Here is a 13,850-nt window from a genome sequence, read left to right as displayed (position 1 = left end):
AAAATTAAGCATAGAGCAAGGGCAATGGCACTTACCCCAGCGCAGGTGTGGTTAATTCTAGGAGCTTGCCTTGTGGGTGTAGAATTTTTCACCCCGCTGCCCACCCTATTTGTAGCAGAGGCGCTTGGCGTAGGGGCAATTATTATTGGCTTGATCGTCTGGTTTATCCCGCTTCCCTTAGCATGGCAGGGGGCACTATGGTTGGTATTCTCTTCTATCTTTATCTGGTACTCCCGCCGTTGGCTGCCCAAGGATTCGCCAATTTTACAAGACAGTTCTGTAGGTGTGACGACAACAGAAATACCTGCAGGGGAAGAAGGCAGAGTTAAGTATGAGGGTGTATCTTGGCGGGCGGTGTGTGCTGACCCCAGCCTGTCTATTGGTGAGAATGTGCGGGTGCAAGTGATTAAACGCCAGGGGACAAAGTTAATTGTGTTGCCTGAAAACTACCTACAAAGCTTAGAATTACTACCAAACCCAGATAGCCAGGAGGAGTTATGAATCCACTGCAGCCCCTTGTGATTGTTACTGTGGTGGCTGTGATTACTCTGATGAGATCCGTCAGGGTGATTCAGCAGGGAGAAGAGGCCCTAGTTGCTACTTTTGGTCGCTACAAGCGCAAATTACAGCCAGGGCTAAATTTTGTTGTCCCAGTGGTAGACTCGATTGTTTGTCGGCGTTCCATTAAAGAACAGGTGCTGGATATTCCGCCCCAGGAATGTATTACCAGGGACAATGTGCGGGTGACAGTGGACGCGGTGGTGTATTGGCGGATTGTAGACATGGTGAAAGCCCATTACAAGGTGGAAAATTTAGTAGAAGCCATGATCAACTTGGTGCGGACACAGATTAGAAATGAGATTGGCAATTTAGAATTAGACCAAACATTTACGGCACGGGCGAAGGTGAATGAGGTATTGTTACGGGATTTGGATGAAGCCACTGACCCCTGGGGTGTGAAAGTAACAAGGGTAGAATTAAGAGACATTTTGCCTGCCAGGGCGGTGCAGGATTCCATGGAATTACAGATGACAGCTGAACGGAAGAAACGGGCAGCAATTTTAACCTCGGAGGGGGAAAGGGAATCGGCTATTAATATTGCTAGAGGTAAAGCGGATGCGCAATTATTGGAAGCGGAAGCAAACAAAAAAGCAACAATTCTAGCGGCGGAGGCACAACAGCAGTCCCGTATTTTACGAGCAGAAGCGGAAAGACAGGAACGAATTTTGCAATCCCAGGGTACAGCAGAAGCAATTAGAATTATTCAGGAGGCTTCCCACAACACTATTTCTGCTGAGTCTGCTTTGCAATACATCTTGGCATTGAATTATATGCAGATGGGGACAACGATCGGTTCTAGTAGTAGTAGTAAAGTCATATTTCTTGACCCTAAAGCAATTCCTGCTGCTTTGGAAGGTATCAAATCAATTCTTAGCGCGGAAACAGACATAGAAGCTTAAATGTTTCAGACAATCCGCTTGCGTTTAGCACTCTGGTATAGTTTGGTTACGGGAGTGCTTTTACTATGTTTTGCCCTGGTATTTTTCCTCTATGTACGCCAGACATTAATTGACCGTGTAGATGACACAATTACCCATGTGGCAGAAGTTTTAGCCCGATCTTGGGAAGGCAGTGGAGCAGAAATTCAGCTAGTCTTCAAGACTGTACCCAACCTAGAAGCGGATCACATTGACCTAGAATGGTTTGATAAGGAGGGGAACTTAGAGTGGAGTACCTTTGTACAAGCCCCTACGATTCCTTTGGGGGAGTCAGAGCATTTTGTGACTATTTATCCCCCCAAGGGTGAGCCGTTAAGACAGTTGACAAAGTCGATCGTCGTTAATCAGCAACTCCTGGGTTATTTGCGCATCAGTCATCCCTGGTTTGAAGTCAGTCAGCCAATTCGGAAGTTATCCCTAGAGTTATGTTTAGGTGTGCTGGTGACAGTGATAGTAGTGGGTATTTGTGGCTGGTGGTTATCAGGAATTGCGATGCAGCCTATCCAGGATTCCTATCAGCAATTGAAGCAATTTACTGCCGATGTATCCCACGAGTTGCGAAATCCTTTGGCTGTGATCCAAACTAATACGCAGGTCGCCCTCCTACAAGATAATCCCAAGCCCTATTTAGAAGTAATTGAAAGACTAACTAAACGGATGGGCAAGTTGTTGGAGGATTTGTTATTCTTGGCAAGAAACGATTGGCAAGCTATTCGTGATAAACCGATTAAATGTAATCTCACAGCAATTTTGCAAGATGTGTTAGAAGAACAACAATTAGTTGCTATCACTAGGGGAGTTAACTTGGAGGTGAGGGGTATAGAAACCAAGGTAGAAATTACAGGTTATCCTGACCAACTCTGCCAGTTGTTAACTAATTTGCTTAGCAACGCCATTAAATTTACACCAACGGGGGGCAAGGTAGAAATAGCTCTCATTCCCCACAACCATCAAGCTCAGATTATTGTTAAAGACAGCGGCAAGGGGATAACTGATACCCGTTATATTTTCCAGCGTTTTTATCGGGGGGAGCAAAGCGAGGGCTGGGGATTAGGATTAGCGATCGTGCAGGCAATTGTGGAATGTCATCGCGGTAAAATCAAAGTGGATAGTAAACTAGGAGAAGGCACAAAATTTATCGTGACGCTGCCCTACCATGTTTAATCTCGTTGTCAGGATTCTGTTAATTGCCACGATCGTTTTAGGCATTCTTTTTCGCTTTTATCATCTCGATCGGAAAATTTACTGGCACGATGAAGTTTACACCATATTTAGGGCAGGGGGATTTACTAGGGAAGAGATAGATAGACAGTTATTTACTAACAGATTTATCAGCGTGCTGGAGTTGCGTCAATTTCTTGATCTCAAACCTAAGAGTACAGCCCTTGACACTGTGGCATCCTTAGCTAGAGAAGACCCGCAGCATCCGCCCCTATATTTCCTCCTGACTCGCTATTGGATGGGATGGTTTGGTAATTCCGTCTTTGTCCTACGTCTGCTACCAGCCGTTCTCAGTGTTATTTCTTTACCAGCTATTTACTATCTCTCCCTTTCTCTCGCCCAGGGCAATCATTTAGTTGGGTTATTATCTGCTAGTCTTTTAGCTTTGTCCCCTGTAGACATTCTGTTTGCGCAAACTGCTAGGCAGTACAGTGCTTTGACATTAGCTACCATTATTAGTGCTTATTTTTTAACTAAAGGATGGCAGACAGGAAAATGGCCACATTGGTTATCATTTGCTCTAGCAGTTGCCCTTGGGTTTTACATCCATCCGTTTTTTGCCCTTAGTTTGATTGCCTTCGGTCTGTTTATTTTACTGGTACGCACCAATCGCTTTATTGCCTTTTCGTTATCCAGTATTGCTGGATTAGTTATCTACATCCCCTGGATTGCTGTGATGTTATCTAATTTGTCTAGAGTTTTCGCTACTACTGACTGGGCAACGATCGATGTTAGTCCTCTCTACCTAGTCAAACTGTGGATTCTAAGTTTTACTTGTATGTTTTTCGACTTAGATTTGGGATTTGATCATCCTCTAACTTACATATTAAGACTACCTTTCCTCATTGCTATCCTAGTGGCTATCCTACTAGTAGTTAAAAAGACACCCCGACCCATTCACTCTTTTCTCATCTGTTCTGCCTTTGTACCTTTCCTGTTGCTAGCTACTGCTGATTTAACTTTGGGGGGAAAACGATCGGCAGTTACTCGCTATTTAATCGGGTGTTTTCCGTTTGTGCAGATATTAGTTGCCCATTTGATAGCCTTTTGGTGGCAAAAGCGAAAAACGATCGGTATCTGTAGTTATACTCTTCTACTATGCACTAGTTTAGCTTCTGTTATGGTTAGTGCCAATGCGGAAACCTGGTGGAACAAGGATTTGAGCTATAACAATGCCCGTATCATTAAAACAGTAAATCAAGCTGAAAGACCAATCTTAATTAGTGACTTGGGCAATGACTTCACTAACACAGGGGATTTAATTGGTATGAGTGTTGGACTCAAGCAAGACATAGCCTTGTTTTTAGTAGCAAAAGATAATCCCTCCCTCAATCCTCTGTTAGCCACACCAAACAATACTGCTACTCTGTTCGTATTCCGCCCGTCAGAGCAACTGCTCTCTCTCCTTAAGCAAACTTCTTTAAGTTATGAGTTACTGTACTAAGACTTGCTCATGTATGATAAGAGATTGTAGTGTTGCCAACAAAGTTGACCTATGATTGATCGTGCCCAAGTCGAACATGTAGCCAATTTAGCCCGCCTGCAGTTGTCAGAAGCAGAGGTAGAAATCTTTGCCAAACAACTAAATGACATCCTGCAGTATGTGGAACAACTAAACCAACTTGACCCTGAACTAGAAGGTGTAGCACCGACGACCAGAGCGATCGAGGGGGCAATTGTGCCTAGAGCAGATGAGGTTAGACAAACAATAGATACAGAAGCCCTCCTCAACTGTGCTCCTGCTAGGGAAGACACTTTTTTCCGTGTGCCGCAAATCCTTAACTAGGATGAAAGATGAACAGACAGGAGTGGGTTTCTGATAGGCAGCAAATAGATGACTGTGGCGAAAACTACTTAGAACCCTATGCGCACCACGAGCCCGGGGAACTACCCGGCACGTTAGTCATTCCTGCAGATGCCGTTATACCGAGTATTTGGGCAATTGAGTATAGTCCTAGCCATTTTCAAAGTAAAAAACTAACCACCCCAGAGGAGGCAACTAGCTATCTCAACGGTATATTTGTTACCTGGTTTGATGTAATAGGACTTGGTTCTGAGGTCATTTTGCGCCGCATTGGTGAAACTTTTCAGTTGCATCCCCTGTTGTTAGAATCAGTAGTAAATACTCCCCAGCGTCCTAAGCTAGAAGAATACGAAGAAAATCAACTCCTCTTCGTTACTCACATGGTTTATCCTAGTAGAAAGACTAGAGGATTTATCACAGAACAAGTTAGCTTTGTATTGGGCAAAAATTATCTGCTCACTTTCCAGGAAGAACCTGAGTTTGATACCTTTACACCGATTCGGCAACGCCTTCAGCAAAACAAAGGCAAAATTCGTCACCAGGGAGCAGACTATCTCTTTTATGCCTTGGTCGATTCCATCTTGGAGGGGTACTTCCCTATCCTAGAAGACTATGGTGAACAGATGGAGGAATTGCAAGCAGAAATCTTAACCAGTCCCGATCGTGTTCATCTCCAACGCATTCATAGTATCAAACGAGAGTTATTGCATCTTAGACGATCGCTGTGGCCGCAAAGGGAAGCCTTAAACACTCTAGCCCGTATTGGGCATCCGTTAATTAGCAAATCCACTAGAGTGCATTTACAAAGTTGTTATGATAGTGTAGTGCAATTACTAGATATGCTGGAGACCTATAGGGAATTAGCTGCTAACTTGATGGATATTTATTTATCTTCCCTGGGCAATCGCACCAATGAAGTCATGCGGGTTCTCACTGTGATCTCCACCATCTTCATTCCCCTTACTTTCATTGTTGGGATATATGGCATGAACTTTGAGTATATGCCAGAATTGAAGTGGCGATATGGCTATTTCCTCTGCTGGGGCATTATGCTCACCCTGGGAGGGGGTTTGGTCTTTTTCTTTTGGCGACGGGGTTGGTTAGCTGACACAAAGTGAGTTATGCTGCAGACAGTTCCCCTTGAGCAGTTACTGGACACCTCTGGCATTGTCAGCGATGCCTACACAGCTATATCCACAGCTTTGACTCAACTGCAGGGGGCAGGGGCATCTACAGTGATTGTTGAGTGGGGGGGGCAGTGGTTTGCTGTCAGCGCTAAGACCCTACAATTTCTGCACCAGGAGGGGAGGGGCAATTTACTGCTGCGGGATATTTTGGTGACAATTCCTCCCCTAAAAGTGAAGGATTTCGTCAATATTTGGGAAGTATTAAGGTTAATGCGGTGTTATCGGGTAGATTGTTTAGCTGTGGTGGAGGAGGGCACAACAGAGTTACGGGGGGTAGTGATGCTGGAACAGGTACTCAAATTTTTAGAGGGAGTAGCTCGTCCACAGCTTTCCACGGGTTGGTATGAATACATCACCGATACCTCAGCCGAGGGAGTCTTTCTAGTGGATTTGGACCTGACTTTGCTGTTTGTCAATTCTAAGCTATCCCACCTGCTGGGCTATTCCCCTGGCACGATGGAGGGGCGCAATCTGAATGAATTTCTCGTAGTCTCGGAAAAAAATGGTCACCAGGAGGAGGCACAGCGGTATTTCCGTTTTCTGGCTAAAGATGGCACGGATGTTTGGGCGATTGTGGTGACCACTCCTTTGTTTGATGAAGCAGGGCATAACATTGGCACCTTGGGGCGCATCAGTGACATTACGGAGCGAGTTACCAGGGAAAGGAAAGACAAACGCAAACTCTCTGCTTTAGAGATTGCGGCAGAAGGGATCGCCATTTTGAATGATAGAGGGCAGTTTATCTATGTCAATCCCAGCTTTTGTCAACTTGTGCAAAAAAATGAACAACAGTTGATCGAAACCGATTGGTGGTCTCTTTATGGTCACTACCGCCGTGCTCCTGTGGAAGTGGAGTTGAGACAGACAGGCAGATGGCAGGGTGAGTTTTTGTACAACGATCGCTACATTGAAGTTTCTTTATCCACAGGGGAAGAAGATATTATTTGCATCTGTCGGGATATTACCGATCGGTATCAGGCAGCAGCCGCTCTTCGAGCTAGTGAAGAACGGTATCGTTTGTTGGCAGAATATGCGACGGATGTGATTGCCCGCTGCAATGGGGAGGGACGCTTTGAGTATGTTTCCCCTGCTTGCCAGGAGATTTGGGGTTATACGCCTGAGGAATTGTACCATCGGGTGTGGTTTGACTATATTCATCCTGAAGATGTGGCCAGAGTCAATCTGGCCTATCAGGTGTTTCTAGGAGAATTGGATAGTCAGCGGTTTATCTACCGCTTCTGGCGGCGGGATGGTTCCTATCTATGGATGGAGACAACGGCGCGGGTAAAGCGCTATCCAGACACTGGTGTGCCTATAGAAGTAATCATGGTTTCACGGGACATCACAGAAACTAAAGAAACGGAAGCGGATTTGATCCGTTCTAGGGAGGATTTACGCCTGGCAGTGGAAGCAACGACGGATGGTTTATGGGATTGGCATATTCCCAGTGGGGAGTTCTACTGTAGCGATCGATGGCTGGAGATGATGGGCTACAGTCGTTCTGCGTGGATACCCCATGTAGATAGCTGGCGGCAAATGCTCCACCCCGATGATCGGGAGGCAGTCCTGCAACAACTAGAGGAACACTTAACGGGGTCTTCACCCCAGTATGAAGGGGAATTTCGGCTGCGGCGGGCCGATGGTCAGTACCAGTGGGTATTTGCCAAAGGGAAGGTGGTAGAGCGGGATAGGCAGGGAAAGCCAGTACGCATGGTGGGTGCCCACAGTGACATTAACCGCCGCAAACGGATGGAGGAGTCTCTGCGACGGCAGTACCAACGGGCGTTGATGCTGGAGGAAATTAACAAGGAAATCCGCAGTAGTTTGGATATTCAAAGTGTTTTACAGCGCACAGTACAAGAATTAGGCAAAGTTTTTCACCAAAGTTGTGCGATCGTGCAGTTGCCCTTGACAATTTATACCTGTGACGATCGCTTGGCTGATATAGATATTTCCCTACTGCCACCGAGCTTGTTAGCAACAGATACAGTCAGTCTCATTCCCCCTGCCATCTTAAACTTAGATTGTCCCTCGGAATTGGCGGTGGTGCGCACTTGCTATCAGAATGAATGCAATGGTTTGATTCTCCTCTGTTCTTTTACCAAGAGTTATCTGTGGTACAAGGATGACATTGAGTTATTAGAAACGGTTGCCCACCAGGTGGGGATTGCCATTGCCCAGGCGGAGTTGTTACGGGAGGCGCAATTGCAGAGTGAATTAGCCCAGGTTGCCAATCGCAGCAAGAGTGCTTTCCTCGCTATGATGAGTCATGAAATCCGTACGCCCCTTAATGGGGTAATTGGGATGGCAGAGGTGCTGCGGGAAACGGACTTAAATCCCCAACAGGCGGAGTTGACTAGCATTATTCTGGAAAGTAGTAAAACTCTACTGAGCATTTTGAACGATATTTTGGACTTTTCCAAGATTGAGGCGGGACAACTGACCCTGGAAAGACAGCCCTTTGACTTGGCAGAAACGATCGAGGCGGTGTTGACGCTGATGGGTTCTCTTGTCTATAGCAAAAAATTGGAACTAATTTATGACCGCCTCCTAGATGTAGATACCACGGTAGTGGGGGATGCGAGCCGCTTGCGACAGGTGGTGCTAAATTTGGTCAGCAATGCTATCAAGTTTTGCTCGGCAGGGCAAATTGTGGTGACCCTAGATAGGTGGCAGAATTTCTGGTTGATTACAGTGACAGACACGGGGATCGGCATTGACCCCGATCAGTGGGGTGATTTATTTCAACCCTTCAGTCAACTAAATGCTTCTACAACCAGGGATTATGGTGGTACGGGTTTAGGCTTAGCAATTAGTAAGTTATTGGTGGAGTTGATGGAGGGGTACATCTGGGGGGAAAGTAATGAGAGCACTGGGGGCTATCCCCCCCCCGATTGGCAGTATCGCCATAGTTTAGCCCAGGGCTGTAGTTTCTATATAGCCATCCCCAGCAACCAGCCATCGCCCTTGCCTGCCCCCTTACCCATACAGAAACGGGCAGCTGTTGTAGTTCCCAACCCTGACCTGAGGGGGGTGTTGACTAAGTGGCTGACCAGTTGGGGTATGACTGTGGTAACGGAGGATACCATACCTTACCAGAATTGTGACGTAGTGTTTGTCGATGAACAACTATTACAGGGGGAAGTTTGGCAGTCTGGTTCCCCAGGGACTATCCCGATCGTAGTTTTGCAACCACCCTTGCACCAACCGCAGGGATACAGTTTGCTTAAACCCCTCAAACCCCAAGCCTGTAGATACTTACTGGAGCAAATCTTCATGTCTATTGCTATATCCCCTTCCCCTAGTCCTATTGTCTGCCAGCCCCTGTCCCCCTTGCGGGTATTGATTGTGGAGGATAACCCTGTCAACCAGAAAGTGGCACAGAAAATGCTGCAGCGCCTGGGCTACAACCCTACTATTGCTAAGAACGGTACTGAAGCTCTTCACCGTCTGCAGCAGCAGGACTATGATATAGTTCTCATGGATGTGCAAATGCCAGAGATGGATGGTCTCACTGCTACGCAACGGATTCGCCAGGAGTGCCGCCATCAACCCTACATTATTGCGATAACGGCTAATGCGATGCGGGGGGATCGGGAGACCTGCTTGGCAGCGGGGATGGACGATTATTTGAGTAAACCAATTACGATCGAGTCCCTAGGGGAGGCATTGCGTAGGGCTACTCTAAAATAGAGGGCACTGTATTTTGGCTAACCTATGACGGATTACCGCGCAATTGATGAGGAGTTATCGAAACGGGATTTGCACCTAGACCCAGCCGGCTATTTTATCATCTATGTCGATCGGGTGGACCAGCTCATCGTGGCAGAGCATTACACTAACGTTATTAACGAACAGGGATTAGCAGTGAACCCAGAGACAGGGGAGGTAATTCCCGCCAAGGGCAGAACAGGTCGTATACCAACACGGGTTTTCCGGGGTAAAACTGCTAAGCAAGTTTGTGTGGAGATTTTCGAGAAAACGGAGCCTGTGCCTGTCAGTCAATTCAGCCATAGTGCTTACCTGGGGCGGGAGTTACAGAAGGCGGAATGGGCGCTCTACCATAACACGGAGTATGTCCAGGATTGATTGGTGGCAGATTACTATAACCATTAAGCCCCAGTTGTTCGACGAGTCGGCAGAGGAGATGGCAATCTGGCAGTTGCAGGAGTTGGGCTGTCAGGGAGCGGTGACAAGCAGGGAAGGGGATCGGTTGCAGGTGAGGGGCTATATACCAGCTCTGACCTTAGGGGAGGAGGATTTGCAGGATTTTGCCCTGGCTGTGTGTGCAGAGCAGGCTAGTTGTCAGGTTAGCTGGCAGATCCTCCCGGAGGAGGATTGGAGTAATGCCTGGAAACAACATTGGCAACCCCAAGCGGTGGGGCGCTCCCTGCTAATTTATCCTGCCTGGCTGCCTGTACCAGAGAAGACCGATCGGCTGATCCTGCGCCTTGATCCTGGTAGTGCTTTTGGGTCAGGAGAACATCCCACTACCAGAATGTGCTTGGCAGCCCTAGAAGAATTGGTGTCTAGGCAAACAGGAGCGATTGTGGATGTGGGGTGTGGGTCGGGTATTTTGAGTGTTGCTGCTTATTTGTTGGGGGCAGAGCGTGTTTATGGGATTGATATTGACCCCTTGGCAATCCAGGCGACTATCCACAATTGGCAGTTGAATCAGTTGCCTGAGGAGCGGTTAGTAGTGGGAGAGAAAATAGAGGATACTGTGACAGAGACCGTGGCGGGGGTAGTGTGCAATATTCTGTTGGAACCGATACGGCAGATGTTGCCCCAGTTGGCTAAACTAGGAAATTGGGCTGTCTACAGTGGGATTTTGGGGGAACAGACGGAGGTGTTGGTCACGGAGCTAGAATTAGCGGGCTGGCGAGTCAAGGAGGTAAGGACAGCAGAAAAGTGGGCATGTTTACTGGCGGAAAGGTGAGGGTGTGGAACTAAAAAATGTCATTATTGCCTACCGATCGGGTCATTCTCTGGCGTTAGAGTGGGCAGAACGCTGCAATAAAGAGTTATCAGAGCGGGGTTGTCATGTCCTCATGGGTCCCAGTGGCAGTAACGACAATCCCTATCCTGTGTTTGTTGCTTCTTTCCATGATGATATTGACTTAGCGATCGTGCTGGGGGGAGACGGGGCAGCCCTGGGGGCAGCGCGGCATTTGGCACCCTTGGGAGTTCCCATTTTGGCAGTAAATATCGGCGGACACCTGGGCTTTCTCACCCATGGGGCGGAACAACTCCAGGATTCCCAAGGGGTATGGGATCGGTTGCTAGGGGATCAATTTGCCATCGATCGGCGCATGATGTTGCAAGCCAGAGTCACGGGCAATGACAAAGTCTTCTACTGTCTGAATGAGATGTGCATTAAGCCCGCCGCTCCCGATCGGATGGTGACTGCTTTTCTCGACGTATTTATTGACGGGGAACTGGTAGACCAACACCACGGAGACGGGTTGATTGTGGCAACTCCCACTGGCTCCACTTCCTACACAGTAGCAGCAAGCGGGCCAATTCTCCACCCTGGGATGGAGGCAATTATCATCACGCCCATTTGCCCTATGAGCCTATCTAGCCGCTCTATTGTTCTGCCCCCTCGCCTAGTTGTGCACATTTCTCCCACCAAACCCGATACCGATTTGAAACTCTGGGCGGATGGAGTGCTGGCAACCCCAATTGGTCAGGGACAGCAGGTAGAAATTAGCCGTGCCGATGCCCTCACCCAGTTTATTATCCTCGCTGAAGACTACTCCTATTTTCGCTCCCTGCAGGAAAAACTACTGTGGCGGGGTGCCCGCATCAAGCCCTAGAATTTTTGCCCAACTGCTACCGATCGGGTCTGTCCGTCCTTTTCCAGAATGGCAGTATTTTGGTCAACCGTTTTCAGCCGCCAACCCGTCGAACCTACCACGCCGCCAACAGGCACAGACTGGACGGCACCATCAGTCTCAACCAGGACATAGGAACGATCGTTGGGTTCCAACATAAAAGTCCCCGATAGAGTAGTGGAGGAACTGGGAGGAGCAGGCAGTGGTTCCACGGCAGGGGCTTTTGCTGTAGTCGCAGGTTTCGTATACACAGGTTCAGGGGCAGGCTCGCGGTAGCTAGGGGGGTCTACCGGCGGGGGGGAGTACACAGGCACATACTGCACAACAGTTTGAGGGGGTGTAGGAGCGGGAGCCTCTGGGGCAGGGGGTGCAGAAGCAGAAGGAGCCGAACTATTGGCAGGACTCAGTTGAGCAGGAGTAGCAGTTTGAAAAGCTGTTTTAATCTCACTGGCAAATTCAACGGTTTTGCGGTCGGGAGTTTTACTCTCTGTAGCTACAGGGGTAGGTGTGGGTTCTTGCACCAACGATCGTTGCACAACAAAATAGTGCCCTAGCACTACCGCCGCACCGATGAGCATAGAAGCCAGGGCTGTGCCCAGGAAAAATTTGTCAACACCACTACTAGCAGGGGGGGGAGCAACAGGAGGGATAACAATTGGCGGAGTAGGGTCAACCCAGGAGGGCACTACCTCTGCCAGGATGGGCACTTGGGTATTTGCTACATCAACCTTGACCAGACTAACTACTAGCGGTTCCTCGGTAGAGGGCTGGGGTTCAGGGCGGCGGCGTTCTCGATGGAGGCGAAGAGACTGTTCTACATCCGTAAACAGTTCATCCATAATTTCGTCGCAATGCTCCTCATACATCTCTCGGTATCCGAGGATACTATTAGCATCCATCCCTATTACTCCCTTTTGACTAAACCACCACTGCGCCAGAAGATAGCACAACTTGTCGGAAAACGCTAGGGGGGTGCTACCCGCATCACAGCCACCACAGTCAAGATTCCCACCATCACAGCCACCGCAATCTGCCCCCTGCTATCGCCGTCCCAAGGATTACAATCTAGCTCTTGTTCTCCCCCCTGACCGCAGCTATCAAGGAAACCACAATCAGAGACAGATGAGCAGCAATCAATAATGTTAGGCTAGCACGGCGACCTGTGAAACTGTAGGGGTAGTCCTTCTTCTTGATCTTCATCAGTGCTGTTGGAGGCAAACCTAGCACGTCCGGCTTTGAGAATTAAACTAGCTTCTTTACATCCCTGGAACTGTATTCGGAGTTTCCGCCCAGCACCAATAACTCCTTGCCGCTCTGTATACCTGCTGCTACCCAAAGGCGAGTTAACCTGTCTAACCAATGCCCTGGGTAAACTCTGTTCACAAGTCCCAGGCTCTCTGTACCCCAAGGATTGTAGTCCCACATTAACTTAGTAACCAGGGAATATTCTCCCAAAACGATCGAGGCTTTACATCTTAACTAATTTGTGTAATTTGTGCAGGGGAGCAAGCCTATGCTAAAAAGACCAAGAAGCTAACTGTTGGTAAATTGCGCCCTGGGGTGTGAGGTTACTTTGATAGAGAACTAGATGAGTAGCTGTCCAGAAGGATTGACTGGGAGTACAGTTTAGCACTGGTTGTCCCTGCCTAGCATCTTTCAAGCGCCCCAGGGTGATATGACCCCGAAACTTCCTTCTTTCTGCTGCTACACCCACTGACTGGGCACATTTTTCTACCCTGTCAACTAGTTCCCCTAACTCTGGAGTGGTGGGTACTCTGGCGACAATCGTATGGGGTCTTTGGGCAGGAAAGAGACTTGGTTCTGTCAAGGTTAACGACAAATGACCAGAGAATGACTGCTGACTGATGAAATTAACTAATTCTTGTATCTGCAAAAGGGACAGATCACCAAGAAAACGGACTGTTAAATGAAACTGTTCTGGCTTCACCCAACGCACACCTTGGCTCCATCTCATCCCCATCAGCTGTTGTTGATAGTCAGTGAGAAAAGCTTTAGCATAGCGATCGGGGGGAATGGCTAAAAATGCTCTAATTTGTTGCTCTGATGGAGCTGCAAGCTGCTTTTTACTCCCTGGTAAGTTGGACATGTCAGAGACTCAATAGTGTTGAGCGATAGTTAAAGAAAGGGTTGAACATAGCTTGAGAGACAATGAGGTCTGTAAGGGTTATGCTAAGGCATCTTCTGCAATTCGCCAAGTATTGATTCCGAGACCTATTCCCTACTTGTTGAAACCCAGTATTTGTTGAGATTGCTTTTGGTAAAGCTTGAATATTGACACAAA

Annotated in this window: 12 protein-coding genes; 10 read left to right on the top strand and 2 right to left on the bottom strand. The window is 47.9% G+C overall.

Annotation, left to right across the window (positions count from 1 at the left end; all coding sequences use genetic code 11):
* The first annotated feature begins 24 nt into the window (after positions 1-24).
* Genes NZM01_08915 through NZM01_08870 form a run of 10 tightly spaced genes read left to right on the top strand, consistent with a single transcriptional unit; the run spans position 25 to position 11,530 of the window.
* A complete protein-coding gene (locus NZM01_08915) occupies positions 25-501 on the top strand; it encodes an NfeD family protein (GenBank protein MCS6960158.1) in 477 nt (158 codons plus the stop codon).
* Positions 498-1,460 (top strand): paraslipin, encoded by a 963-nt coding sequence (locus tag NZM01_08910; protein ID MCS6960157.1) that lies wholly within the window; start codon positions 498-500, stop codon positions 1,458-1,460. The genes NZM01_08915 and NZM01_08910 overlap by 4 nt, the downstream gene beginning before the upstream one ends.
* Complete coding sequence (locus NZM01_08905; protein MCS6960156.1) at positions 1,461-2,663, top strand: HAMP domain-containing histidine kinase; 1,203 nt, start codon at positions 1,461-1,463, stop codon at positions 2,661-2,663.
* On the top strand, positions 2,656-4,164 hold the full coding sequence (locus tag NZM01_08900; GenBank protein MCS6960155.1) for a glycosyltransferase family 39 protein: 1,509 nt from the start codon (positions 2,656-2,658) through the stop codon (positions 4,162-4,164). The genes NZM01_08905 and NZM01_08900 overlap by 8 nt, the downstream gene beginning before the upstream one ends.
* A 51-nt stretch (positions 4,165-4,215) precedes the next feature.
* Complete coding sequence (gene gatC, locus NZM01_08895; GenBank protein ID MCS6960154.1) at positions 4,216-4,506, top strand: Asp-tRNA(Asn)/Glu-tRNA(Gln) amidotransferase subunit GatC; 291 nt, start codon at positions 4,216-4,218, stop codon at positions 4,504-4,506.
* 8 nt (positions 4,507-4,514) lie between these two features.
* The gene (gene corA / locus NZM01_08890) at positions 4,515-5,642 is read left to right on the top strand and encodes a magnesium/cobalt transporter CorA (protein MCS6960153.1); all 1,128 of its coding nucleotides are present in this window, start codon (positions 4,515-4,517) and stop codon (positions 5,640-5,642) included.
* A gap of 3 nt (positions 5,643-5,645) precedes the next feature.
* On the top strand, positions 5,646-9,404 hold the full coding sequence (locus NZM01_08885; protein ID MCS6960152.1) for a PAS domain S-box protein: 3,759 nt from the start codon (positions 5,646-5,648) through the stop codon (positions 9,402-9,404).
* Positions 9,405-9,428: 24 nt separating this feature from the next.
* The gene (locus tag NZM01_08880) at positions 9,429-9,800 is read left to right on the top strand and encodes a DUF4346 domain-containing protein (protein MCS6960151.1); all 372 of its coding nucleotides are present in this window, start codon (positions 9,429-9,431) and stop codon (positions 9,798-9,800) included.
* The gene (prmA, locus tag NZM01_08875) at positions 9,787-10,650 is read left to right on the top strand and encodes a 50S ribosomal protein L11 methyltransferase (protein ID MCS6960150.1); all 864 of its coding nucleotides are present in this window, start codon (positions 9,787-9,789) and stop codon (positions 10,648-10,650) included. Before NZM01_08880 ends, prmA begins: the two co-directional genes overlap by 14 nt.
* A 4-nt stretch (positions 10,651-10,654) precedes the next feature.
* Positions 10,655-11,530, top strand: a complete 876-nt coding sequence (locus NZM01_08870) for an NAD(+) kinase (protein MCS6960149.1) — start codon at positions 10,655-10,657, stop codon at positions 11,528-11,530.
* Here NZM01_08870 and NZM01_08865 read toward each other — a convergent pair.
* Together NZM01_08865 and thpR are read right to left on the bottom strand one after the other, a co-directional pair.
* Positions 11,527-12,447: a hypothetical protein gene (locus NZM01_08865; GenBank protein ID MCS6960148.1), complete on the bottom strand. Its 921-nt coding sequence runs from the start codon at positions 12,445-12,447 to the stop codon at positions 11,527-11,529. The two genes, NZM01_08870 and NZM01_08865, sit on opposite strands and share 4 nt — an antisense overlap.
* Before the next feature lie 617 nt (positions 12,448-13,064).
* Positions 13,065-13,655: an RNA 2',3'-cyclic phosphodiesterase gene (gene thpR / locus NZM01_08860; protein ID MCS6960147.1), complete on the bottom strand. Its 591-nt coding sequence runs from the start codon at positions 13,653-13,655 to the stop codon at positions 13,065-13,067.
* Between the last annotated feature and the right edge of the window lie 195 nt (positions 13,656-13,850).

Origin of the sequence: Pseudanabaenaceae cyanobacterium SKYG29, assembly GCA_025055675.1 — a bacterium.
Taxonomy (GTDB): Bacteria; Cyanobacteriota; Cyanobacteriia; order Pseudanabaenales; family Pseudanabaenaceae; genus M5B4.
Note: the sequence above shows the minus strand (reverse complement) of the source record. Positions and strands in the feature narration are given on the sequence as shown.